At 39.0% G+C, this 24,036-nt stretch carries 20 protein-coding genes; 12 read left to right on the top strand and 8 right to left on the bottom strand.

Annotated elements, in window-relative coordinates:
* The first annotated feature begins 59 nt into the window (after positions 1 to 59).
* Entirely contained in the window at positions 60 to 2,990 is a 2,931-nt protein-coding gene (locus CY0110_RS03310; RefSeq protein WP_008273862.1) for an AMP-binding protein, read from the top strand.
* Positions 2,991 to 3,479: 489 nt separating this feature from the next.
* Entirely contained in the window at positions 3,480 to 4,901 is a 1,422-nt protein-coding gene (gnd, locus tag CY0110_RS03305) for a decarboxylating NADP(+)-dependent phosphogluconate dehydrogenase (protein ID WP_008273861.1), read from the top strand.
* Between the two features lie 114 nt (positions 4,902 to 5,015).
* Here gnd and CY0110_RS03300 read toward each other — a convergent pair whose 3' ends face one another.
* A complete protein-coding gene (locus tag CY0110_RS03300) occupies positions 5,016 to 6,293 on the bottom strand; it encodes a CCA tRNA nucleotidyltransferase (protein WP_035798331.1) in 1,278 nt (425 codons plus the stop codon).
* A gap of 88 nt (positions 6,294 to 6,381) precedes the next feature.
* Between CY0110_RS03300 and CY0110_RS03295 the strand changes: the two genes are divergently transcribed.
* Together CY0110_RS03295 and CY0110_RS03290 are read left to right on the top strand one after the other, a co-directional pair.
* On the top strand, positions 6,382 to 6,630 hold the full coding sequence (locus CY0110_RS03295) for a Ycf34 family protein (protein WP_008273858.1): 249 nt from the start codon (positions 6,382 to 6,384) through the stop codon (positions 6,628 to 6,630).
* Between the two features lie 322 nt (positions 6,631 to 6,952).
* Entirely contained in the window at positions 6,953 to 7,810 is an 858-nt protein-coding gene (locus CY0110_RS03290) for a tetratricopeptide repeat protein (RefSeq protein WP_008273857.1), read from the top strand.
* Here CY0110_RS03290 and CY0110_RS03285 read toward each other — a convergent pair whose 3' ends face one another.
* Together CY0110_RS03285 and CY0110_RS31320 are read right to left on the bottom strand one after the other, a co-directional pair.
* Positions 7,811 to 8,932 carry a peroxidase family protein gene (locus CY0110_RS03285; RefSeq protein ID WP_008273856.1) on the bottom strand — a complete coding sequence of 374 codons (1,122 nt, stop codon included), beginning with the start codon at positions 8,930 to 8,932 and terminating at the stop codon, positions 7,811 to 7,813.
* Complete coding sequence (locus CY0110_RS31320; protein WP_008273855.1) at positions 8,932 to 9,549, bottom strand: peroxidase family protein; 618 nt, start codon at positions 9,547 to 9,549, stop codon at positions 8,932 to 8,934. The genes CY0110_RS03285 and CY0110_RS31320 overlap by 1 nt, the downstream gene beginning before the upstream one ends.
* Positions 9,550 to 9,835: 286 nt before the next feature.
* On the opposite strand from CY0110_RS31320, the gene fbp reads away from it, so the two are divergent.
* The 4 genes from fbp (at position 9,836) to CY0110_RS03265 (ending at position 12,613) form a co-directional block, all read left to right on the top strand.
* The gene (gene fbp, locus CY0110_RS03280; RefSeq protein WP_008273854.1) at positions 9,836 to 10,882 is read left to right on the top strand and encodes a class 1 fructose-bisphosphatase; all 1,047 of its coding nucleotides are present in this window, start codon (positions 9,836 to 9,838) and stop codon (positions 10,880 to 10,882) included.
* 3 nt (positions 10,883 to 10,885) lie between these two features.
* Positions 10,886 to 11,437 carry a bifunctional adenosylcobinamide kinase/adenosylcobinamide-phosphate guanylyltransferase gene (gene cobU, locus CY0110_RS03275; protein ID WP_008273853.1) on the top strand — a complete coding sequence of 184 codons (552 nt, stop codon included), beginning with the start codon at positions 10,886 to 10,888 and terminating at the stop codon, positions 11,435 to 11,437.
* Positions 11,438 to 11,472: 35 nt separating this feature from the next.
* Positions 11,473 to 12,126 carry a Uma2 family endonuclease gene (locus tag CY0110_RS03270; RefSeq protein WP_008273852.1) on the top strand — a complete coding sequence of 218 codons (654 nt, stop codon included), beginning with the start codon at positions 11,473 to 11,475 and terminating at the stop codon, positions 12,124 to 12,126.
* A 220-nt stretch (positions 12,127 to 12,346) separates the two neighbouring features.
* Complete coding sequence (locus CY0110_RS03265; protein WP_008273851.1) at positions 12,347 to 12,613, top strand: DUF4365 domain-containing protein; 267 nt, start codon at positions 12,347 to 12,349, stop codon at positions 12,611 to 12,613.
* On the opposite strand, the gene CY0110_RS29170 is transcribed toward CY0110_RS03265, so the two are convergent.
* Positions 12,585 to 13,533, bottom strand: a protein-coding gene (locus CY0110_RS29170; protein WP_085961785.1) for an IS630 family transposase whose coding sequence is annotated in 2 segments (ribosomal slippage) — positions 12,585 to 13,194 and positions 13,193 to 13,533 — 951 coding nt in all. Because the reading frame shifts where the segments join, the coding sequence is not laid out codon by codon here. The two genes, CY0110_RS03265 and CY0110_RS29170, sit on opposite strands and share 29 nt — an antisense overlap.
* 68 nt (positions 13,534 to 13,601) lie before the next feature.
* Here CY0110_RS29170 and CY0110_RS03250 point away from each other — a divergent pair.
* From CY0110_RS03250 to CY0110_RS03240, 3 genes are all read left to right on the top strand, one after another.
* Complete coding sequence (locus tag CY0110_RS03250; RefSeq protein ID WP_008273849.1) at positions 13,602 to 14,297, top strand: DUF4365 domain-containing protein; 696 nt, start codon at positions 13,602 to 13,604, stop codon at positions 14,295 to 14,297.
* Positions 14,298 to 14,832: 535 nt separating this feature from the next.
* A complete protein-coding gene (locus tag CY0110_RS03245; RefSeq protein WP_008273848.1) occupies positions 14,833 to 15,819 on the top strand; it encodes a methyltransferase domain-containing protein in 987 nt (328 codons plus the stop codon).
* Between the two features lie 76 nt (positions 15,820 to 15,895).
* The gene (locus tag CY0110_RS03240; protein ID WP_008273847.1) at positions 15,896 to 16,324 is read left to right on the top strand and encodes a hypothetical protein; all 429 of its coding nucleotides are present in this window, start codon (positions 15,896 to 15,898) and stop codon (positions 16,322 to 16,324) included.
* On the opposite strand, the gene CY0110_RS03235 is transcribed toward CY0110_RS03240, so the two are convergent.
* From CY0110_RS03235 to CY0110_RS03225, 3 genes are all read right to left on the bottom strand, one after another.
* Positions 16,321 to 16,800, bottom strand: coding sequence for a hypothetical protein (locus tag CY0110_RS03235; protein WP_035798384.1), 480 nt, complete (start codon positions 16,798 to 16,800; stop codon positions 16,321 to 16,323). The genes CY0110_RS03240 and CY0110_RS03235 overlap by 4 nt on opposite strands.
* Before the next feature lie 156 nt (positions 16,801 to 16,956).
* The gene (nusB, locus tag CY0110_RS03230; protein ID WP_008273845.1) at positions 16,957 to 17,586 is read right to left on the bottom strand and encodes a transcription antitermination factor NusB; all 630 of its coding nucleotides are present in this window, start codon (positions 17,584 to 17,586) and stop codon (positions 16,957 to 16,959) included.
* 105 nt (positions 17,587 to 17,691) lie between these two features.
* Positions 17,692 to 18,438, bottom strand: a complete 747-nt coding sequence (locus CY0110_RS03225; protein WP_008273844.1) for a DUF502 domain-containing protein — start codon at positions 18,436 to 18,438, stop codon at positions 17,692 to 17,694.
* A gap of 273 nt (positions 18,439 to 18,711) precedes the next feature.
* Between CY0110_RS03225 and CY0110_RS03220 the strand changes: the two genes are divergently transcribed.
* Complete coding sequence (locus CY0110_RS03220; RefSeq protein ID WP_008273843.1) at positions 18,712 to 20,454, top strand: ABC transporter ATP-binding protein; 1,743 nt, start codon at positions 18,712 to 18,714, stop codon at positions 20,452 to 20,454.
* Between the two features lie 3 nt (positions 20,455 to 20,457).
* On the opposite strand, the gene CY0110_RS03215 is transcribed toward CY0110_RS03220, so the two are convergent.
* Positions 20,458 to 24,033: a CheR family methyltransferase gene (locus tag CY0110_RS03215; protein WP_008273842.1), complete on the bottom strand. Its 3,576-nt coding sequence runs from the start codon at positions 24,031 to 24,033 to the stop codon at positions 20,458 to 20,460.
* Between the last annotated feature and the right edge of the window lie 3 nt (positions 24,034 to 24,036).

Genomic DNA, 24,036 nt, shown 5'->3' with positions numbered 1-24,036 from the left:
CTGTACTGTAAATGAGAGCAACAAAACTATAATATAGCTAAATTTTTAAACTTTTAACTATGCCATTCAATACCTTAGTTGATTTACTACAACACAGAAGTTTAGCCCAACCTAATAATCAAACTTATACCTTTCTTCATGAAGGAGAAACCGAAGCAGGAAGTCTTACTTATGCAACTTTAGAACAACAAGCAACAGCGATCGCAAGTCATCTTCAGTCCCTCAATGCAGCAGGAGAACGGGTATTACTGTTGTATCCTCCGGGACTGGATTTTATGGCCGGATTTTATGGCTGTTTATATGCAGGGACGATCGCTATTCCTGCTTATCCCCCTCGTCCGGATCAGTCCCTCTCAAGGTTAGAAGCGATCGCAACAGATGCACAAGCTAAATTTATTCTTACTATTGGTCCTTTAGTCCCTTATTTACAAGGTCGTTTTACCACCAGTTCTATATTAGCTGAGTTAAAAATACTCGATAGTAATCAAATTATTCAAACAGAAGACAGAAACTGGAAAAATCCTAACATTGATGGTGATACCATTGCTTTTTTACAATATACTTCTGGTTCAACTGGAAAACCTAAAGGGGTGATCATTACTCATCAAAACCTACTGCACAACTTAGAAATGGGTTATAAATATGCAGAGATTACTCCTCAAACCAAGACAGTTAGCTGGTTGCCTTTTGGTCATAATACGGGGTTAGTGGTGGGGGTTTTACAACCCCTTTATAGTGATCATCCTGTGATCTTGATGTCACCCCTAGATTTTCTACAAAAACCTTCTCGTTGGTTAACCGCTATTTCTAAGTATCAAGCCACTCAAAGTTTAGCCCCTAATTTTGCCTATGACTTAACCACTTTTTACACCACCCCAGAAGAAAGAGAAACCCTGGATCTCAGTTGTTGGGAGCTTGCCGTGAGTGGGGCCGAACCCATCAGGGCCGAAACCTTGGAAAGATTTGCTAAAACCTTTGCACCATGCGGGTTTCGTTGGGAAGCTTTAAGTGCAGGTTATGGGATGGCCGAGAGTGTAGTGGGTATTAGTTTAGGGAAGAAAAACAAATCTTTTCTTATTCTCAATATGGATAGAAGTGAGTTACAACAAAATCGTGTGGTTGTCGCTGATGATGAAAACAGTCAGACACTGGTGGGATGTGGTGATATTGGAAGCGAACAAAAAATTATTATTGTTAACCCCGATACTCTAACCCAGTGTCATCCTAACGAAATTGGGGAAATTTGGGTTTCTAGCCCTAGTGTTGCCCAAGGGTATTGGAACCGTCCAGAAGCAACAGAAGAAGCGTTTCAAGGGTATTTAAAGGATACACAGGAAGGGCCTTTTTTACGCACAGGAGACTTAGGCTTTCTTTGGGAAAATGAGTTATTTGTTACTGGCCGTCTCAAAGATTTAATTATTATTCGCGGGACTAACCATTATCCCCAGGATATTGAATTAACTGCCGAAAGAAGTCATAAGGGGTTACGTCCAAGTTGTGGGGCTGCTTTTTCTGTAGAGTTAGACAGTGAAGAAAAATTAGTCATTGTACAAGAAGTTCATGAAGCAGTCTTAGAATCATTAAATCAAGAACAAGTGTTTAATGCTATCCGTCAAGGGGTTTCCCAACAACATCAGTTACAAGTGTATGCGATCGTTTTGTTGAAACCAGGAACCATCCCCAAAACCTCTAGTAATAAGATTCAACGTCATGCTTGTAAACTTGGATTTTTAGAGGACACTTTAGAGGCGATCGCCCGTAGTCTTCAAGAAGATATCAAGGTCAGAAAAAAACAAATCTCTTTAGATAGAAACACCCTATTAACAACTCCCCCTGAAAAGAGACAAGAATTATTACAAGCTTATCTTCAAAATTTAATTGCCCATGTTCTCAAAGTTGATGTTGCAGATATCAACTGGGAAAACCCCTTAACTAGCATGGGACTTGATTCTTTGACAGTGGTACAATTAAGTGATCTTTTACAAGAGAGTTTAGGTGCGTCTTTTCAAGCAACGTTAATCTTTGAATATCCTACCCTAGGCGCATTAGCGAACTATCTGGCCACCGAAGTATTTACTTCAGAAGGGTATAACTTGGGTTTAGTAGAAGATGAAACCCTGGAGACGGGTTTTGCTTCTCCTGTCATTACCATTCAGTCTCAAGGGACAAAACCACCTTTTTTCTGTGTTCCTGGAGGCGTAGGAACGGCATTTTATCTCCATGCTTTAGCCCATCATTTGGGAGAAGATCAACCGTTTTATGGACTACAAGCGCGAGGAATGGACGATCAGGCCACACCCTTAACCAATGTAGGCGAAATTGCTGCTTATTACATTGATGCCTTAAAAACGATTCAACCCGTCGGACCTTATTTCTTAGGGGGTCATTCTTTTGGGGGTCAAGTGGCGTTTGAGATTTCTCAACAGTTACAACAACAAGGGGATGACGTGGGTTTATTGGCTATTTTTGATATTCCTGCACCCTTATTTAATCATCTCATTGTAGCGGGTTGGGATGAAACGAAATATATGAGTGAAGTGGTTAAGTTATTTGAATTCTTTTTAAAGGAAAATCTCAATATTTCTTACCATGATCTTAAAGGTTTCTTACCTGATGAACAATTAGAGTATGTAACAGAACGTTTGGTTAAAAAGCTTCATGTTAACCCCTCTGCTGCTGCAACTAAACAGGTTCGAGGGTTTGTTAAGGTTCTCAAAGCGAGTGTTTATGCAATGGCTAATTATAAACCTCAAAAACAATATTCTACCCCTATTCATGTTTTCCGTAGTAGTGATGTTCGTCTTTGGGAAACAGCTAACGGAGTTAATGATATGATTCGTCATCAAATTCAAAAGAATATGTCTTTTGGTTGGGATCAATTGACCAAAATTTCAGTGGATATAACATCTGTGCCAGGGGATCATATTACTATGATGCTCGAACCTAATGTTAAGGTATTGGCTGACAGTCTTAAGCTGTTGATCATTTGAATTGTTAGTTAAGATTGCAGGGGCGTAGGGAGAAGATTAAGCAATACTGCTCGGTTAAGGATTTTGACTTTTCTTTAAGGCAAGTAGAGGAGCAGGGAGACCTTCGCTGAGGAGAGGGATTTTTAGGTTTCTCCCCCGCCCCCTGCTCCCCGCTCCCTTGCAGTCTCAGCTAGGGTTTTGAGCTTAACCGAGTAGTATTGGAAGATTAAGGGAGTTTATTCTAGAAAAGCTTTCTGTCTCGCATTCTTTGACAGCATGATATTCATTTTCTGTCAATGCGAAAGTCCTAAACTCCTGTATGCAGCTTAAATGAAACACTTTGTATAAACGATCGCACTTTCAAGATCATTACTTAAGATTCTCTGTAGAGAACCCAGGCCAACAAAAAAACGAGGTTACACTGATCAGTGGTGTTCCCTAGACACTTCAACAGTCAAACAAGATCAAAGTTCTCTTGATCACACAACCCGTAGAGTTGGTAGGAATTATATGACAAAGCGAACCTTTGGTGTCATCGGCTTGGCGGTGATGGGAGAAAATCTCGCCCTCAATGTCGAAAGTCGCGGTTTCCCTATTGCTGTTTATAACCGTACGGCAAGTAAAACAGAAGAATTCATGAAAACTCGGGCCCAAGGCAAAGATGTCAAGGCGGCCTATTCATTAGAAGAATTTGTACAAATCTTAGAACGTCCTCGTAAAATCTTAGTAATGGTAAAAGCAGGTGCGCCTGTTGATTATGTTATCGAAGATTTAAAACCCCTTCTCGAAGAAGGAGATATGATCATCGATGGTGGTAACTCCCTTTACGAAGATACAGAAAGACGGACCAAAGACTTAGAATCAACCGGTCTAGGTTTCGTTGGTATGGGTGTAAGTGGCGGTGAAGAAGGTGCTTTAAACGGTCCTAGCTTAATGCCTGGCGGTACCAAAGCAGCCTACGAAGAATTAGAACCCATTTTAACTAAAATTGCTGCACAGGTAGATGACGGCCCTTGTGTTACTTTTGTGGGACCCGGTGGTGCTGGCCACTATGTCAAAATGGTTCACAATGGCATTGAGTACGGCGATATGCAGTTAATTGCAGAAGCCTACGACATCATGAAAAATGCCCTGGGCCTCAGTAACCAAGAATTACACGAGGTATTCAAAGAGTGGAATACCACCGATGAACTTAATTCTTTCTTAATTGAAATTACCGCCGATATCTTCAAGTATATCGACCCTGATAGCAACAAGCATCTCGTTGACCTCATTTTAGACTCTGCTGGTCAAAAAGGTACCGGTCGCTGGACTGTGGTAAGTTCCTTAGAATTAGGGGTTCCCATTCCCACCATGTACGCAGCAGTGAATGCACGGGTCATGTCTTCCTACAAAGAAGAAAGGAAGGCCGCCTCTCAACAGTTAACTGGTCCGGAAATCAAGTTTGATGGAGACAAAAAAGCCTTTATTAATAAGGTAAGAGATGCACTGTACTGTTCTAAGATGTGTTCCTATGCTCAAGGAATGGCTTTAATTGCTAAAGCATCTGCCGAGTATTACAACAACCAAGTCAGCTTACCTGAGTCTGCTCGGATTTGGAAAGGTGGTTGTATTATTCGTGCTGGCTTCTTAGATAAAATTAAGAAGGCATTTGTAGATAATCCTAATTTACCTAACCTACTCTTGGCTCCTGAGTTTAAGCAAACTATCTTAGATCGTCAAGAGGCATGGCGCGAAGTGCTTATATTGGCTAATAAAGTCGGTATTGCTGTTCCTGCTTTTAGTTCTTCATTGGACTATTTTGATAGCTATCGTCGCGCTGATTTACCCCAAAACTTAACCCAAGCACAACGGGACTACTTCGGAGCGCATACCTACGAACGGGTTGATAAGCCTAAAGGCGAATCTTTCCATACTGAGTGGGCTGCTTAATATATCCTACTAATCCTAACAGAGTTGTTGACCTTTCTGAGTAAAGAATAGTACATAACAACTTTATAACCTATCGTCTTACGCATCCCCAATTTTTCAAGTTGGGGATTTTTTTCAGATAGAATTCAAGTTTGTTACATAATCTTTAGCAAATTTTAAAGCTTCTTGTTTAGTCGATATTTTACCTTCAACTTGAGCAATTAAAACTTCGGTTAAAAGTTGACCGAGTTGAGGACTAGGTTTAATATTAAGATGATTAATTAAATCATGACCTGTAATTAAAGAAGTCGGATGAGCCACTTTATCGTCAGAATCAAGATAATGGTCGATTAGTTGCAAAATTAATTTATGATCTGCATTTTTAGCTAAAGCAACTAGAGCAAAAATAGGGAAATTATCCCCTAGTTCTAAAAATAAAAAATATAAGTCTCTTAAAGATACTTGTTGCTTATTTTTTAACCAAGGTAAATGATTGAGAACATTTAAAACTGTTTTAATATCTTGATTAGAATATTTTAAATTGCTTAACTCTCTCTTAGCTATTTCAGGATTATTAGAAACCAAACAAGTTAATCGTGATTTTTGAACAATATAACTACTATAAACTTCTTCATTTTCTTGAATTGCAAATAAATGATCAATCTTGGATTTATCTTGTTTGTACTTATGCAATAATAATTTAATACTCCTATCAATTGCTTCCAGTAACTGCAAATTATAATTATCGATGTGAGAAAACCAAGGGCTTAATAATCCATCTTTTTTCATTTTACTTAACCATTGACTCCCCTCAACATTACCTAATAAATAATTTAATTCAGTTTGTACTCGTTCAGCAGCAACTTGAGGAATTAAAAAAGATAATTGGGCAATAGTTTCCCGTGTTTTTGGCTCAATTTGAAACTTTAATTGAGCAGCTTGACGATAAGCTCTTAATAATCGTAAAGGATCATCTTCTAAATTTTTAACACTAATCATTTTAATGGTTTTTGTTTGCAAATCTTGCAAACCATTTAAAGGATCAATGAATTTTTGTTGCTGAAAATTGTAAGCGATCGCATTAATAGTAAAATCCCGTCGCCTTAAATCTTTTTCAATGCTATCTCCTTCTTGTTGAGCAAAATCAACTGTCCCCTGTTTGAATACGACTCTAGCAATGTTCCTTTCTGCATCGAGAACCACGAAACCGGCATTATATTGATTAGCAATTTTTTTTGCTATTTCTATAGCAAAGTCAGGTAAAACAAAATCTAAATCAAAATAATCTCGCTGATAATTAAGCAACGCATCTCGAACCATCCCACCCACCAAATAAGCAGTAGGAGGAAGCAATTCTAAGTCAAAGGGTAAAATGTTGGGAGATAAATTAAGCAATGATCTGGACAGCTTCATATAAACTAAAAAAATAAACTCTTAAAAATTAGTCAAATTTTCATATCTTACGTTAGATTAATAAGTAACACGGACAAAGGAGAAATCTATGTGTATTTGTGTTAACTGTCATTACGTTGATAGTTGTCAAACCTATTACGCAGTAGAAGAACAACATCAACAACCTCATTTAACTGATAATCCAACATTTGACCCAAAAGAACCTACCATTAATGTTAACATTCGTCCTAAAGAAGATTACATCGAAATGGAGTGGGATGTCGTGGGTTGTGAAAGCTTTTTAGAAGAAAGCGGAAAATGGATGAAATTGCGTCCTGGAGAACCCGTTCCTGCTTAAATAAGTAATAGGTAGAAAACCAGATTATGGATTGCTAAACATCAGGAAATTCAAGTCAAGCTTGATTAATTATTGAGTTTCCTGTCAAGTAATCCATTAACTCTAATAACTAGCTACAATATTGACCGTTAAATTGAAAGTCATAATAGTCATAAGAGTAATTTATTTATAGCAAAATAGGGGCAAGATTAAAGGTTCCATCTTTCAAATAGGCGATACAACCCCATAAGAGTAATATATTAGGGGTCGATACGATTTAATAAGTTGACCTAACCATTTTAAAATAAGAATGTTACTGTTGAACTTGGTCAATTAATTTTTTATGAAAAACGCTAAAACAAAGAAACGTCGCTGGATTTATGCCACCTTAGTATTAATGCTCTTAGCCTTAATTTCCTTTTCAATTTTACCGATTGTCAGCAGTATGGTTCAAGCGCAACAAGCTGATCAATCTTCCTTAGTCACCACTAAAAGCACTAGACTTAAAAATGAAGCTTTAGGGTATCAATTGGTCTTAGAACGAGAACCAGACAATGAAAACGCCTTGTTAGGACTCTTAGAAACTAGACTAAGACAAGGAGACTTAGAAGCAGCGATCACACCACTCGAACGACTCGCTCAACTTAACCCTGAACAACCCGATTATGGAATTTTACTTGCTCAATCTCAACAACAACTAAACAATTATGAGGCTGCCCTTAATACTTATCAAGAAATTATAGCAGCCAATCCCGGAGATATGCGTGCTTTAAAAGGAATGGTGGATTTGTATATGAACCAAAACCGTTCTCAAGCAGCCATTAATTTAGTTCAAAATACCTTAAATGAAGCCATTAAAGAACAGTCTAATGAGTCAGCTTCTGAGAGCGTTTTTAATCTAACTTCTCTACAATTACTATTAGGAGAAATTTACAGTGAACAGGAACGTTATGATGATGCCTTAGTTATATACGATCAAGCTATTAAAGGAGATAAAGACGATTTTCGTCCCCTATTAGCCAAAGGGATGTTACTCAGAGAACAAGGGGAAGAAAACGAAGCTCAAACTTTATTTAAAGAAGCGATTCTTAAAGCACCGGTTCAATATAAAGAACAACTTAAAGACATTTCTCTACAGCGTCCTCAAGAAAAGACAAAAGAGCAAATGGTTGATTCTAAAGAAACTAACAAAACTGAATAATTAGTTGTTAGAACGAAAACGACCTCCGATTAAACTTAACAACATCAACATCAATATTCCTACTGTAGTATTGGGTTCGGGAACTGAAGTCGCCAAAAACGCATTATCTTGAATATTTTCGATGTTACTATTGCGACGAATAATACTAGAGAGAGTGACGGTTTCGAGGGTCGGATCTAAGATATTGAGATGATCGAGGTCGTTAAGATAGAAAAAGCGATCGCCATCCCGACTGCGAGTAAATTGGTCGATCAAAATATAACTAAAGGTTTCTCCTAATAAACCCCCATTCACCTTTTTTTCTGCTAAACCAGCAATCCACAAATCCACCTCATCAACATTATTATAAACACTAGCAAAGGCATTGGCTAAATCCATATCGCCTCCAGTCAGTTGTAAAAAGGTCGTATAAGGGATTAATCCCAAGGCTAAACGAACTGTATTGACATCAGGAATGCCATGATCTCGGCCTCGTTGTAAATTTAAAGAAGCGAGATCAAATCCTCCGCTTCCAGGAGGTCCAAATAAGAAGTTACGCACATCATCAACTAAAAAGGTATCCAATTTTTGAGCTTGTTGAGACGCTAAACCCATTAATAGAGTATCAATACCACCTTCTAGCACTTCATTAGGATTAAAGAAACTATCTCGCAACGATAAAGAGTCAACAATATTGCCATTATTATCAACCCTCAGAAGATTAGGGGATAACATGGTATGACCAAAACGAAAAGCAGCAGTCGAGAACTCTGTAGCAATGCTTGCATCGGTCTGATCATCGTAACCTTTATAGTCCTCTAAGGCATTTTCCCCCAGGATAACCGGTAACCATTCATTATAGGTGATAATTTGCATCTGTGCGCCTACAACTTTACGAGCCGACTCAAAGATAAAGTCATCTTCACTCAGACCGAACTCCTGAAATTTATTAACTAAAGCAGTTTCTCCACTATCCAGACGGGTTTTAAGATCATCAGCAATACGATTATGTTCTCGCATAAATAGAGAATGGGTAGCCGTTAGTCCTATTTGTTCATTAGCACGGATATCCCCTGATAGAAAATAGTTTGTAGTATTGGGATCACCTCCCGTATCATTAGCTAAACCCACTGTATTTAACATCAACAATTTTTCCCATTGTTTGCTGTATCAGCAATTAGTTTTCCGGTGCCATCATTCGTCCGTAGAACATTAATGCGATTATTATCTGAACCATAAATATTAGAAGCATCAATATAAGCAGTAATCTCGTTGAATTGTTGACGCACACCGAAACTATCGGTATTAAATTCTGAGCGATTTAAGCCAATTTCTTCAGTTCCAGTCTTAACAGGATCAAAATAGGGATCTCCTCTGGGGACAGCTATATTAAAGGGTTCACTACTACCAATAGGACTTAAATCGAGATCATGGTCAAGAAATTGGCCCCATTGCCACACCCAATCTGTTACTTTTGATGAGTTAGGAATAGAAAAAGATTGAGCAGAAATAGCGTTGCTAATGGCGCGAGGACTTGGTAAAACACCGGGATTCAATTTACCTCTGGGGATAGCAAAACCATCATCATAGGCAACCCCAGAAAGACGAATTAAATTACTACCCACTGACCCCAAGGTAGGATTATTAACATTATTACCAGTGCCATCCATACTGCGAAATTCAGCAGCTTCTACAGGTAATAAGATTCCCACACTAATAGCAGTCACACCTGTTAAAATAATAGTATTTTTTTTATTCATACTTGTTACAAAAAATTAAAACCTAACAATCAATTTAAGCCCATATTTTTAAAAAAATCTTTAATTTTCTTATTTTCTGTTAGTAACTTAAAGTAGTTTTGAATAATTATAATTTAGACTAATTGAGCATCATAGATAAGAGCTAAATATTAACCTAACCTGAAATTCATCTAAAGTTATCAGAGAATATAACTATTCTTGATTAAAATTGGTAATAGCCTCAGTAAATCCGCTAACCTGTAAATCAATGTAGGTTATTTACACTGCAAAACTTTTGAATTTTATTATGACCAGTTTACAAAACCCTGTCGTCCCAGAACATAGCCTTGAGCGTGACTGTACTACTCTTTCTCGTCACGTTTTACAACAACTTCAAAGTTTTTCCCCTGAAGCACAGGATCTCAGTGCGATTATGAACCGCATTGCCTTAGCAGGAAAACTGGTTGCTCGTCGTCTCAGTCGCGCTGGTTTAATGGCCGACGTTTTAGGATTTACTGGAGAAACCAATGTACAAGGTGAGTCCGTCAAAAAGATGGATGTCTATGCAAATGATGTGTTTATCTCTGTTTTTAAACAAAGTGGCTTAGTGTGTCGTTTAGCCTCAGAAGAGATGGACAAACCCTATTATATTCCTGAAAATTGTCCTATTGGTCGGTATACTTTGTTATACGATCCCATTGATGGCTCATCTAATGTTGATATTAATTTAAACGTGGGATCAATCTTTGCTATTCGTCAACAAAAAGAGGATGATCTCGACGGAGAAGGTAATGATCTCTTAAAAGATGGACACGAACAATTAGCAGCCGGATATATTGTGTATGGACCGTCTACCATGTTAGTTTATTCCATCGGTCATGGAGTCCATTCTTTCTTGCTTGACCCCAGTTTAGGGGAGTTTATCCTAGCACAAGAAAATATACAAATTCCTGATCACGGACCCGTGTATAGTACCAATGAAGGAAACTTCTGGCAGTGGGATGATGCCATTAGAGACTATACCCGTTATGTTCATCGTCATGAGGGTTATACTGCTCGTTATAGCGGTGCATTAGTCGGAGATATTCACCGTATTTTGATGCAAGGAGGCGTATTTTTATACCCTGGAACCGTTAAGAAACCCGAAGGAAAATTACGCTTATTGTACGAAAGTGCGCCTTTAGCCTTTTTAGTCGAACAAGCAGGAGGCAAAGCCAGTAACGGACTGAAACCCATCTTAGATGTAGTTCCTGATAAACTTCATGCCAGAAGTCCTTTAGTTATTGGTTCAAAAGAAGATGTCAGTTTAGTTGAGTCCTTTATCCAAGATCATCAACGTCGCGGTAATGGATAGTTAATGCCTCAACATATTCTAGTGACGGGGCCGAGTCGTTCGGGAAAAAGCGAGTGGGCTGAAAGGTTAGCCGAGAAACTTGAGCAACCAGTTATCTACGTGGCCACCGCGTTAGAAAACCCCGATGATGCTGAATGGCAACAGCGTATCGAACAACATCGCCGTCGTCGTCCCTCTCACTGGCAAACTCTATCCGTTTCCTATGATCTCTGTGCAACCATTGAACAAGCAAAACCCCCTCATTGTCTGTTAATTGATTCTTTGGGGACTTGGGTAGCCAATGGGTTAGAACAAGATAATGAAACTTGGCAAGGGATAACCACGCGCTTGTTAAAAAGTACACAACAAGCATCGGTGGATCTTATTTTTGTGGCCGAGGAAACAGGGTGGGGAGTCGTTCCTGCCTATCCTTTGGGGAGACTATTCCGCGATCGCCTGGGACATTTAATCCGTCAGTTAGGGGCGATCGCAAATACCACTTATTTAGTTACAGGGGGTCATGTTCTCAATTTAAGTTTACTGGGAGAACCTTTAACTAATATTGATTATGATTGAGGAAAAGAAATTAGCTTGATCTTGCTTTTAAATTTATGAGTGCTACTATTCCTTTTGTAACACCAATTAATCAAATTAGCCTAGAACCAGGTAGTCAAGTTACTATTACTAATATAAGCTGGCAAGACTTTGAAACCATTTTACAGGAATTAGGAGAAAATCGTAGTGCCAGATTAAGCTATAGTCAGGGTATTTTAGAAGTCATGGTTCCCCTTCCCGAACATGAAAGACCAAAGGAACTAATTTCAGATATTGTCAAAATCTTGTTAAAAATAAGCAAAAAAAAATATGAACCTTTTGGTTCAACAACGTTTAAAAAAGAAGGAATAGCAGGAGTTGAACCAGATGCTTGTTTTTATATCAAAAATTATCAACAAATGATTAGTCGCCGTCGTTTACAATCTGGCGATCCACCCCCTGACTTAGCGATTGAATGTGATGTTACGTCTAAAACTAACCTTGAAGCGTATCAAGCTATTCAAGTACCTGAATTATGGGTTTATGATAGTGGCAAGTTAAAGATTTATCTTCTAGAAAATGGCCAATATATCCAGTCAGAAATAAGTCCTACTTTTCCTAATATTAACTTAACCCAAATAATACCAGATGCTGTTGAGCGATCGTGGCAAGTTGGCAGTTTTCAAGCATTAGAAGAGTTAGAAACGATTATTACAGAAAATTTAGATTAATTCCTCAACCTATCGCAAGACTCAGTTTTTGAACTGCTTATAAATTTTAGGCGATCGCTAATTTCTTTAATTGTGTTTTTTCTTCCTTTTAAAATAGATTCAGATATAATATGGTTAGTATTTGACAAAAAATCAATTAAGAGAATTCTTGAATAATTATTAGGATGAAAATTGTTATAATTAAAACTATAGAACTATAGAATGAAACAACTTATATGTTATGTCCAGATTGCCAAAACGTACTAAATCCCAAAAAATAGGCGTAAGTGCTGCTGAATTATTTAATGCAGTTTTTAGTGAATTTTGTAATGTTATTCCTGTTCCTCAAGAAAGAGATTTTGGTATTGATTTTACTTGTGAAATTATGAACCAAGAATCTCCTACTGGAAAATTATTTAATGTACAATGTAAAGGCAAAAATCAGGTAGTATTAAATAATGATATAGCAATTCCCATAGTCATGAGGTACAGTAGCAGCAATGAGTAAACCAGTTACGAATATCTTGTTTGGTAACTTGTAACATAGCTGATGTAATACCTTCTATTAGGTCTTTATAGTTTCTTGCTTTGATTTTTCTCAAAATAGCTTTGACTTTTGACCAGAAATTTTCAATCGGAGAAAATTCAGGAGAATAAGGAGGTAGGTAAATTACATTAGCCCCGACTTTTTCAATAGATTCTTTGACCATTTCTCCCAGATGAATTCTAGCATTATCCATAACAACACAAGCATCTTTCCATAGCTTTGGTACTAATTCTGTGAGGATAAAAGCTTCAAATGTAATTCCGTCTACTGACCCGTAAATATTCTTTGTTGCCAGAACTTTATCTAAGGATAATGCACTAATAATAGAAATATTTTTGCCTCGCTTCTGGGGTTTTTCTCCCCTAGCTCTCGTGCCTTTTAGCGACCTAGCGTATAGTCTCAGCATTGCTAAATTCACTCCTGATTCGTCTATAAAAATTAAATTATTTGTCTTTACATCTCGAATGGTTTCCCAAAACTTCACTCTTTTTTGATGGACTTTTTCATTGTCTTTTTCAGGTGCATATAAAGTTTTTTTTGACACTATAATTCAATCTTTGGCTGATTCTTCCCATTGTGGTTTTTTTGACTTGCACTCCTGTTTCTTTATAGAGTAACTCACATAATTCTTCGAGAGTTGCATCATTATTTTTTTCCATGATTTCCACTAAAATAACCAATTGCTCACTATTAAGCTTAGGAGATGGGCTTCCTCCTTGCGGTAAAGGTCTAATATCTCCAGTTTGTTGATATTGTTTAAGCAATTTTTGAATAAAGCTTTTCGCTACTCCAAAACGCTTAGCTAGATTCCTGATAGAGAGGTTTTCTTTTTTCCACACTTCTATGATTTTTTCTCTAAAGTCTATAGAATAAGGCTTCATTTTTTAGTACATCAGTAATAGATATTACAATCTATAATGTACCTCATGAGTCAGGGAAATGCTATATAATGTCTTTACCAATTAAAGTAGAAACTTTAAACTATTGGCTCATTAATCCAAATCCAACATTTTTAGTCGTTGTTGATCGTCAAAATAATATTTTTTATTGGTCTTTTCCAAAAGATTTTTTAAATTCACTAAATAAAAATTGGCAAGAGCAAAAGACAGTATCAATACCAGTTCATAGACAAAATTCTATTGATAAAAAAGCAATTAATTTACCATCCGATTTTATAGAAATAATCTACAGAGAAGTTTCACTTGTCACAAAATATGGCTACTACTCTAAATATACATCTCCTACACTTGCTAATTCTTATCCAACGAAAAATGATAATATTCTTGCTCTAATGCATTACTATTTGGAAGGTAGTCGAATTGCTAACGTTAGAAATGCTTATGGTACTCCAGGAGCAATGGTAGATATTTATCCAGAAACTTTTGGTGGATTAGGACACAGCAAAACACTTCGAGCTAGAGTTTGGGGGAATTTGAATTTATACGGAGAAGGTGCAATATTACTTCAAATACCAGATGAAAAGAACTATGTTCTCAGTTATGAAACATTTAATGAAATCTCTTTTTTACTGAAACATGACTATTCAGAGTGTGAAGAAATCTATGTGAATCCATGTGGAGTAGCTTATCCAGGGACAGCTATTTGGGTAAATTCACCAACAATATCTACTTCAGCAACAGCATGATATGAAATTTCTGGAGGAAAACTTAAACTTTTTAGAGTTCAAGGTAAATGGTATGCTATCAGCCTGAATGCACCTAAAATACTTAGTTCAAGCAAGAACGAACATAAAACAGGTAGTTATCTTAGATACGATCCTAGAAAAGAAATACTTTGGCACTATTTTGATTTATTTAATCCTAATTATTCGTTGCCTTTAGCAAAATAAAATTATAAAAGTTTACAAAGCAAATCATTTCTCCAATAATGAGATTAATTATCATTATTATTATTCTAATGAAAACATAAATGGTGTTATTAAATCCTTTTACTAGGGCTAAATCACTGTTGAGGATAAGCAAGATTTGCTCAAGTAAACTAATAATAATCTAGTTTAAAATATCCTAATCTTTATTAAGTAAAAAAAGAGTAGCTTGTTTATATTATGAATAGTTTATCTCAGTTTTTTATACGAAATAAAAACTTGTCAGTTGTCAAAAAGTTGGTAATTGTGTTAACTTCTAAAATGTCTCTAAATATTTAATTATCACTTTATTTACATGAATCTTTCTGTTTTTATAATTGCCATTGTCACCCTATTAATATTAAGTGTCATTATCTATTTAATCACCCCTCGCAACTACGAATCTTCAGAAACCGTTGCCAATTCCTACGACGAATGGACAGAAGATGGTATTTTAGAATTTTATTGGGGCGAACATATACACTTAGGTCATTATGGTTCCCCACCTCATAATAAGGATTTCTTACAAGCAAAAGAAGATTTTGTTCACGGAATGGTCAAATGGGGTGGTTTAGATAAATTACCTCAAGGAACCACCGTTTTAGATGTAGGTTGCGGTATTGGGGGAAGCAGTCGCATTTTAGCCAAAGATTACGGCTTTGCTGTTACCGGCGTTACCATCAGTCCCCAACAGGTTAAACGCGCCCAAGAATTAACGCCAGAAGGGGTTACGGCTGATTTTAAGGTAGATGATGCGCTGGCCCTCTCTTTCCCTGATAATAGCTTTGATGTGGTGTGGTCCATTGAAGCCGGTCCCCACATGGAAGATAAAGCTAAATATGCCGAAGAAATGATGCGAGTCTTGAAACCTGGGGGAATCTTAGTGGTTGCTGACTGGAATCAACGGGACGATCGCCAAAAACCCCTCAATTTCTGGGAAAAACCCTTAATGCGTCAACTGTTAGATCAATGGTCTCATCCTGCCTTTTCTAGTATAGAAGGGTTTTCTGAACAAATTGAAGCCACTGGATTAGTTGAAGGGGAAGTAATAACAGCAGATTGGACACAAGAAACCCTCCCTTCCTGGTTAGACTCCATTTGGCAAGGGGTGATTCGGCCGCAAGGAATGGTTAAATATGGTGTTTCTGGTATTATTAAATCCCTCAGAGAAGTTCCCACACTGTTACTAATGCGGATTGGTTTCGGGACAGGGTTGTGTCGTTTTGGAATGTTTCGGGCCGTTAAGTCTAACACAATTACCGAACTGGAAGAAAACGCAACTACCAAAAGTTTGATTCGATAATCTATCGTTTTCATTCCATAGAAATAAACAAAGAAAACGTTACCATGAGATTAGTTAGACGATATCGGTGAAATATATGAGTACGGCTTCAACTGAACAAGTTAAACAATATCTTGCCCATTGGTTTCAGTTAGGTAAATACGTCATTTTTCCTAAACGACAAGAGAAAATTCGTCCTCAAGTCATTTTTAGTGGACATAATTATTCAACGGAATTTGAACAATGTTGGCAAAAAATTCTGCATACTGATGCTGATTGCTATTTAGAAGGCACAGACCAAACCATACAGCAGTTATTAAGTCCAGCTTGGGAAATTATGAGTTGTCCTCGCTGTGACTTACCTATACCCATGACAGTTGGGGGGGTAGCCTCTCCTGCGTGTACTTGTTTTGACTTATCAGATTGGCCAAATAATGAATTACCTTCTCCTAGAATTCCTGCCAACAGTAGCACCCATCTAAATCGCCTTAAACAAAGACTACAAGATAAGGAAGAGAATAACTAAGCCAATAATTGTTCGGCTGCTTGAGCTAACTCTGTGGCAACACGGGCAGAATAGGGCTTAATTAACCACCAAATTAAAGGAGATAACCATCCTTTGAGAGTCACAGAATAGGAAATATAAGTACCGCAAAGGGTTGATTCTACTTGATAGGTAATTTTTTGTTCCATCCCTGGAAGGGTTAAGACTCTTAAACTCAATAACTCCCCAGGACGGACGTTTTCCACGAATAAACGAACAGGAATGGGAGTTAAACGGGTAACCGCTTTATAAATTAAACCTGGTTTAGCAATGAGTCCTAGGGGAACATTCGTTTTGGAGAACAGAGGATGCCAAGAAACATCAGCCACATTAATTAACTTACACCATAGCACGTCCACCGGGGCTGTACTCATGGCACGATATCGCTTATAAAGGGAAAAGCTACAGCAAAGTTTCCCTTTGGCAAACATTAATTTTAACGAGAAATTTAGAATCACATCTGCCCCCCGCAAAAATGGTCTGGCAAGTTTATTATTGTAGACGATCCCTGCTAGGCTGTGGGCTTTAAAATATTAAGATATATTCTATTTTAAAGGAAACTTCTCAACAGGATAGACCTTCAAGAGAAACCAATTGAGTTTGAAGAAACACGATTAATTCTTCTTAATATGGTCTGTAAATCGTCTTAAAACCCCATTGATAAAACGATAACCATCATCGTCAGAATAGCGTTTTGCTAGTTCTACAGCTTCATTAATCGCCACTTTTTCAGGCACATCAAGAAATAAAATTTCTGCTACAGCCAAACGTAAAATATCTTGATCAATTTTGGCCAAACGCCTTAACTGCCAGTCTTTTAGTACGGCTTCTAATTGTTGGTCAATCTCTTGTCTGCGTCGGTTAATCGTTCCAATTAATTCAAGCGTGTACTCTCTGACTTCGTATTGACTAGCTAATTGAATAATCTCAGGGAATTCTACTGCGTTAGCTAAACGATTAATGGCTTCTTGTGTTAAGGTGAGAGCATCTTTAATCATGGTTTTAGCACTTTCTAAAGTCGTTGCCTTAATTTCGTACTGAAACAGTTGATTATGTCCCCTTTTCACTTCGGATGAAGCGGTTTCTAGAGTATCTTGGACCTCACTGGTTAAAGCCCTGATAGCTGCTAAAGTGAGATCGTTAAGTTCAACTTTATCCAGTTTTTCGGCTTTTCCTTTAATTTGACTAAGACTTAATAAAGCTAATTCACGAGCGATACGACGGGGTTGCTGACGAGACGGCATAAGCGGTTAAATCTCTAAAATAACTAGATTTGAAACGATGGTTGATTGTTTATACCCTACACCCTCAACCTGATAATTCTCTCAAAGTATAATTTTGTTTTCACCCTATGAGTTAGCGGTATCTTCTTCAACGACTATCGGATGCTTTTCGGGATGTTTCACAGTCGAATCAAGATTCAGTTGAGTGTTATTCTTGGGTTGAGACAACTGAGGAACGGGGTTAGGAAGATTGGGACTAACAATACCGCCAGAAATTAACACTTTGAAGGCATCTTCAATAGAAATGGGCAGATTAATGACATCATCAGCAGCAATGATAGCGTACCATCCCGATGTCGGGTTAGGAGTAGTGGGAATAAATACACTTAACATAGGTTTATCAAGATGAGTTTGTAGAGAAGGACTTAAAGTCCCTGTGACAAACCCTAAACTCCAGACACCCGTACGGGGATATTCCACCATAACCACACGCCGAAACTTACTTTTAGAGTCTTTAAAGAGGGTTTCTAATATTTGTTGTAGTGTCTTATAAACAGCCCCTGCTAAAGGAATAGATTGTAAAATGCGTTCTCCTACGTCTAATAGCCATCTACCCGCAATATTACGGGCCATTAAGCCAATAATTAAAATAAACAGTAAAGGGACTGCTAAACCCACAATCAGATTAAGACAATAGCTTAAAATGGGGTCAAGGCCATCAAAGGGGTTGAGTTGTTTGGGAATTTGAGTTAAAAGATTAATGACCCAACTGGCAATAGTAATCGTTAGCCAAATAGTAGTTGCCAAGGGGATGACCACTAAAAGGCCCGCAATTAAATCATTTTTTAAATCTTGTTTAAAACGTTGCAGCACAGAGTACCAACTCTCCACTTAATAAAACTGACGATCACAAGGATTATGGTTTATCTACATAAGTGATCTGGTAATAATTCTAACAGAAACCTACTCTATCCATAACATGACATGTGTTCGGAGTTGGGAGTTCAAAGTTAAAACGAATGGTTAGAGACTTCCAAGCAGTGATTTAATTATTAGGATAAAGTAGCTTATTTAGTTTTTAATTATCTCTAAAAAATAATTTTTGTGTTATAATGACCTTTTGCTTTTGTTGAATTCGTAATCCTAATGAAAAAACGATCAAATTGGTGGCGATTATTACCTTATTTGCTAACAGAATGGCCGTCATTAGTTAAAGGATTTTTGTGTATTTTAGGCTTTGTTTCAGTTACATTAGCATTACCTTATTTGGCAGGACAAGTTTCTTTATATATTGGACAAGGTAATCTTCAACAAGTAGCGTATTGGTTAGGATTAGGAACTTTAGCATTTTTAGTTCGGGGCATTTTTCAATACGGACAAAATATATTCATGATTGATGCTTCTTTGGAGATGGTGTTAAATGTTCGCAAAAAAGTTTATGCCCATTTACATCAATTAGGATTAGATTATTTTGAAACAGCAAAAACAGGAGATTTAACTTATCGTTTAACAGAAGATATTGACAAAGTTGGGGAAATTGTTGATAAGTTATCCCATCAATTTGTCTCGAATGTGCTGCAATTAATTGTTATTCCTGCTTATATGTTTTATTTAAACTGGCAGTTAACCATTGCTAGTTTAATTCTCGCTCCTTTGATGGCTACTTTAGTCAGTATGTTCGGAGAACGATTATTAATACTTTCTCGTCGTAGTCAAAACCAAATTTCTAACATTTCTTCTCTGTTAACTGAGATTTTTGGTGGTATTCGTGTGGTTCAAGGATTCGCTGCACAGGATTATGAAGTTCAACGATTTGCTCAAGAAGCTAAGTATAATCGTCAAGCAAGATATAAAGCAGAAAAGTTAAAAGCGACTCAATATCCTGTGGTGGGATTTTTAGAAGCGCTTAGTATTATGTCTCTCTTTTTTATTGGAGGGTGGCAAATTTCTCAAGGAAATTTACAATCAGAAGAATTTGTTAGTTACTTAGCAGCTGTGGCTATATTATTACATCCTATCGATTTAATGACTAGCAATTATAATGAATTTAAACAAGCAGAAGCCTCGGTGGATCGTATTTTTGAATTAATGGATGAAAAACCAACAGTCATTGAAAAAGAAAATAGTTTAACCTTGCCACAAGTTACAGGAAAAGTAGAATATTGTGATGTCAGTTTCGCTTACAAATCAGGTAAACTTGTCTTGAGAAATCTTAGTTTACTCGCACAACCAGGACAAATTATTGCCTTAGTGGGATCATCCGGTGCAGGAAAAACAACCTTAGTTAATTTACTCCCTCGTTTTTATGATCCCCAAGATGGACAAATTTTAATCGATGGTATTGATGTTAAAAACGTTAGCTTAAAAAGTTTACGCCATCAAATAGGAATTGTTCCCCAAGAAACAACTTTATTCTCAGGAACGATTGCCCAAAATATTGCTTATGGACAAGAAGAATTAGATTATCAAGCAATCGAAAATGCTGCAAAAATAGCTAATGCTCATTCATTTATTACTCAATTTTCTCAAGGTTATCAAACTTGGGTAGGAGAAAGGGGCGTTAACCTATCAGGAGGCCAAAAACAAAGAATTGCGATCGCTAGAGCCGTCTTATTAAATCCTCGTATTATGATATTAGATGAAGCAACATCGGCCCTTGATTCTGAGTCAGAAACCTTGGTACAAGAAGCATTAGAAAGAGTAATGAAGAATCGTACCGTTTTTGTCATTGCTCATCGTTTAAGTACCGTACGCAGTGCTGACTGTATTTTAGTTTTAGAAAAAGGTCAAGTAGTTGAGTCAGGAACTCATGATGAATTATTAGCAAAACAAGGCCGTTATGCTAAATTTTATAAGCAACAATATGCCAAAGGAACAGAAGCATTTTAGAGACTATCTTGCTGTCCATTTGTTTAAAATTTGTTCAATATCTTCGATGAGGACGGGTTTGCTGAGGTAGTCGTCCATCCCTGCGTTCAGACATTTTTCTCGATCCCTTGTCATCGCATTGGCGGTAAGTCCAATAATAATAACACGGTCTTCTGTTTCTTGTTCTCGTAGAAGTCGCGTCGCCTCATAACCGTCCATCACAGGCATTTGACAGTCCATGAATACCAGGTCATAATCTTCAGCCAGAATACGTTCTAGGGCTTCTTGACCATTCTCAACCCAGTCTGTTTCACAATCAAACTCTTGAAGCATGAGCAGAAGTAGAATCCGATTGTCGGGTTGATCTTCAACAACAAGGATTTTGCAAGTAGATTGTAATTCTAAAGGGGAGACTGAGGTTTCTGGATGCTCACTGGTTGCGGGGGAAGCAGGGTGATCCGGTTGTTGGAGAGGAACAGTAAACCAAAAGGTTGAACCGACATCTACCTCGCTGTCGACGTGGATTTCTCCCCCCATCAACTGCACAATGCGCCGACAAATAGTTAAGCCTAAGCCTGTCCCCCCATAGCGTCGGGTGGCAGAACTATCCACCTGGGTAAAGGGTTGAAAGAGGTTTTCTTGTGCGTCTGGGGAAATCCCAATTCCGGTATCTTGGACGCTGAAACGCAACGGGACAATTATCCCCCCGTTTACTTCGGTTTCGCCTTGCTGGGAAACAGCAATTTTGACTTCTCCAGTTTCGGTAAACTTAATGGCGTTGCTGACGAGATTGCTGAGAACCTGCTGGAGTCGAAAGTCATCCCCAATTAGGTGTCTAGGGACATCTGGCTCAATCTCATGAGTAAGTTGCAATCCTTTTCGTTCGGCTTGAGGGGTAAAAGAAAATCTCACTTCTTGCAAGAGTGTCTCTAGATTAAATTCACGGGGATTAAGGTGTAGCTTTCTCGCTTCAATTTTCGAGAAGTCCAGAATATCGTTAATCAGGGCGAGGAGTCTATTGCTATTAGCTTGAAGGATTTCTATCCAATGGCGTTGTTTGGGATTTAACTGACTCCGCAAGAGGAGGTCACTAAACCCACAGATGGAATTCATGGGGGTGCGGATTTCGTGGCTCATGTTGGCGAGAAACTCGCTTTTGGCTTGGTTGGCGAAGTCCGCTGCTTGGGCGATCGCGATCGCGTCTTCCAATGCCTCTTTTTGTTGGATCAGTTGCGCCTCACTTTCCCGTAGGGAATCTTCAGCATGAGTGCGTTCGGTAATGTCGATCATCACCCCGCCTACTCCGCACTGATCTTCGAGTACATCCACGGGGTAATAACTCGCACTCCAGACCTTTTCTGCTGCTGGGTCAGCAGGGGTACGACCGCGCAGTTCAATACTTATAATGGGCGCATTGGTTTCTAGGACTTGACGGAGCAGGGGTTCAATTTGTCTGCCGAGCTCAGGGAGAACTTCTGAGGAGGTTTTTCCCAGTGCATCCTCAACCTCTAAGCCGTAACTCTCCACCAGGGATTGATTAATCCGCACAAACTTGAGTTCATGATCATACAAACACAAGCCAACTGGAGAAGTCGCATAGAGGTTTTCGAGGATGGCATTTGCCTGATGCAGTTGGTGTTGCACCTTTTCGAGTTCATCTATATCAATGAAGCTGAGAACAATCCCATCACTGGTGTCATCTTCGCGCCAGTAGGGGTTGATCTGCATCAGCAAGGTTCCGTCAGTCGACGGAATATTCACCTCTCGCTGTTCAGCATTTTCGGTTTCTAGTACCGTCTGCAATAGGGTCAATAGGTCGGGACAGTCGAGTTTACTGGTCAAATCAGCCAAAGGACGACCGATATCGGCGGGTTTGAGGTTAATGGCACGGGTGGCTGCGGGGGTAAATTTGCGAATATTCAACTGGCGATCTAAGAAGACAACCCCGATGTTGGTACTGCGGAGGAGGTTATTCATATCATCGTTGAGTTGGGTCAACTCATTGATTTTGTTTTGATACTCCGAGTTGACGGTGTAGAGTTCTTCGTTTACCGATTGCAGTTCTTCATTGGTTCCCTGTAACTCCTCATTGGCCGCCAGCATTTCCTCATTGGTTGCCTGTTGTTCTTCGTTAGCGGTTTCGAGTTCTTCGATGGTGATTTGCAGATTTTCGCGGGTTTGTTGCAGTTCGTATTCCATTTCCGTAATCTGCTGGGCTGCTTCGCTATCAACATCAAATCGTAGGGCAGCACCGGACTTCGGGGAAATTCCTTCTACTTCCAAAATGACGATCAGGTAGTCTGCCAGAGCCGGATTATTGGGGTTGCACCCCACCCGCAGGCTGACATTAAGCTCCTCATCCTCTCGGTCAATGTGGAGTCCGGTAAACAGGACAGGCTCACAATCGCGTCGGGCGCGGTGCAGAGCGGTGGAGAGGGGGAGTTTCAGGGTCGGATGTACCAAGTCTGTCACCCCTAAGTCCACTTCCCCCACGGGAAGTTGAAGTAAATCTGCTGAGTTGTAAAAGACCCGCAGCAGTTGGTTCTCCTGACTCACCAGGAGACAAGTCATCGGGCGTTGCACAAAGGCATACTTGAGGACTTCTTCTAAAAGCTGATCCGTTTGGTTCCGACGCAGGCGGGGGCGGATAGTCTGGGACACCGGGGCAATCATCATCTGCCGACCAATGGGCATAATCGAAACCGAGACATCCCCACGCTTGCGAAAAATCTTCCACTTCGCCTGAAGGGGACGAAAGCCATCGGCAACATCCCCCAAGGTTTCCGAACTCCCCAACACGAGAATCCCTTGGGGCAGGATGGCAAATTGCATCAACCGCAGAACTTGTTGCTGAAGTGCAGGCTGCATATAGATCAGCACATTGCGACAACTCACCAAGCTCATCCGCGCAAATCCCGCATTTTTCACTAAGTCATGGGGGGCAAAGATCATCATTTCCCGTAGTATCCGCTTGACTTTGTAGTGAGAGCCGTTGTTGGTAAAGTATCGCTCTAAGCGTTCGGCATCCACATCATTGACAATGGCTTCAGGATAGACTCCACGGGAGGCAATTTCTAGGGCTTCGGTATCGAGGTCAGTGGCGAAGATTTTGACTCGAATCGACTTGTTGCTACGCTCAACGGCTTCATACAAGAGCATGGCGTAGGAGTAGGCTTCTTCTCCCGTGGCACAGGCTGCCACCCACACTTTCAGTTGTTCCCCCGCCCTGGTTCTCTCCACTAGCTCAGAAATGACATGGGCTTCGAGGTAATCCCACATAGGGCGATCGCGGAAAAAACAAGTCGCCCCAATCAACAAGTCTTGACGTAGATTATGCTGTTCCTCTTCCGAGGATTCGAGGAAACGAACATAATTATTTAAATTGCGATATTGGGAGAGGGTCAAGCGATGCTTAATCCGCCGCGACAGGGTACTAACTTTGTAATGGGAAAAGTCAATATCCTCATGTTCTGCCAGAATATCGAGGATACGCTGAAGTCGCATTGCATCAATCGCCTCGGTTTCCCGTTCGTCCTTGGGCATACTATCAGCAAAGCGAATCAGATCATACACCGCCCTCGCCAAGTTTTCAGGGGACAAGAT

The sequence above is a fragment of the Crocosphaera chwakensis CCY0110 genome, assembly GCF_000169335.1.
Classification (GTDB): Bacteria; Cyanobacteriota; Cyanobacteriia; order Cyanobacteriales; family Microcystaceae; genus Crocosphaera; species Crocosphaera chwakensis.
The sequence above is the reverse complement of the archived record's forward strand: the minus strand, read 5'-3'. Positions and strand labels throughout refer to the sequence as shown.

Coding starts and splice junctions, on each gene's coding strand:
- CY0110_RS03310 (WP_008273862.1), top strand. CDS start 60: ATGCCATTCAATACCTTAGTTGATTTACTACAACACAGAAGTTTAGCC.
- gnd (WP_008273861.1), top strand. CDS start 3,480: ATGACAAAGCGAACCTTTGGTGTCATCGGCTTGGCGGTGATGGGAGAA.
- CY0110_RS03300 (WP_035798331.1), bottom strand. CDS start 6,293: ATGAAGCTGTCCAGATCATTGCTTAATTTATCTCCCAACATTTTACCC.
- CY0110_RS03295 (WP_008273858.1), top strand. CDS start 6,382: ATGTGTATTTGTGTTAACTGTCATTACGTTGATAGTTGTCAAACCTAT.
- CY0110_RS03290 (WP_008273857.1), top strand. CDS start 6,953: ATGAAAAACGCTAAAACAAAGAAACGTCGCTGGATTTATGCCACCTTA.
- CY0110_RS03285 (WP_008273856.1), bottom strand. CDS start 8,932: ATGTTAAATACAGTGGGTTTAGCTAATGATACGGGAGGTGATCCCAAT.
- CY0110_RS31320 (WP_008273855.1), bottom strand. CDS start 9,549: ATGAATAAAAAAAATACTATTATTTTAACAGGTGTGACTGCTATTAGT.
- fbp (WP_008273854.1), top strand. CDS start 9,836: ATGACCAGTTTACAAAACCCTGTCGTCCCAGAACATAGCCTTGAGCGT.
- cobU (WP_008273853.1), top strand. CDS start 10,886: ATGCCTCAACATATTCTAGTGACGGGGCCGAGTCGTTCGGGAAAAAGC.
- CY0110_RS03270 (WP_008273852.1), top strand. CDS start 11,473: ATGAGTGCTACTATTCCTTTTGTAACACCAATTAATCAAATTAGCCTA.
- CY0110_RS03265 (WP_008273851.1), top strand. CDS start 12,347: ATGTCCAGATTGCCAAAACGTACTAAATCCCAAAAAATAGGCGTAAGT.
- CY0110_RS03250 (WP_008273849.1), top strand. CDS start 13,602: ATGTCTTTACCAATTAAAGTAGAAACTTTAAACTATTGGCTCATTAAT.
- CY0110_RS03245 (WP_008273848.1), top strand. CDS start 14,833: ATGAATCTTTCTGTTTTTATAATTGCCATTGTCACCCTATTAATATTA.
- CY0110_RS03240 (WP_008273847.1), top strand. CDS start 15,896: ATGAGTACGGCTTCAACTGAACAAGTTAAACAATATCTTGCCCATTGG.
- nusB (WP_008273845.1), bottom strand. CDS start 17,586: ATGCCGTCTCGTCAGCAACCCCGTCGTATCGCTCGTGAATTAGCTTTA.
- CY0110_RS03220 (WP_008273843.1), top strand. CDS start 18,712: ATGAAAAAACGATCAAATTGGTGGCGATTATTACCTTATTTGCTAACA.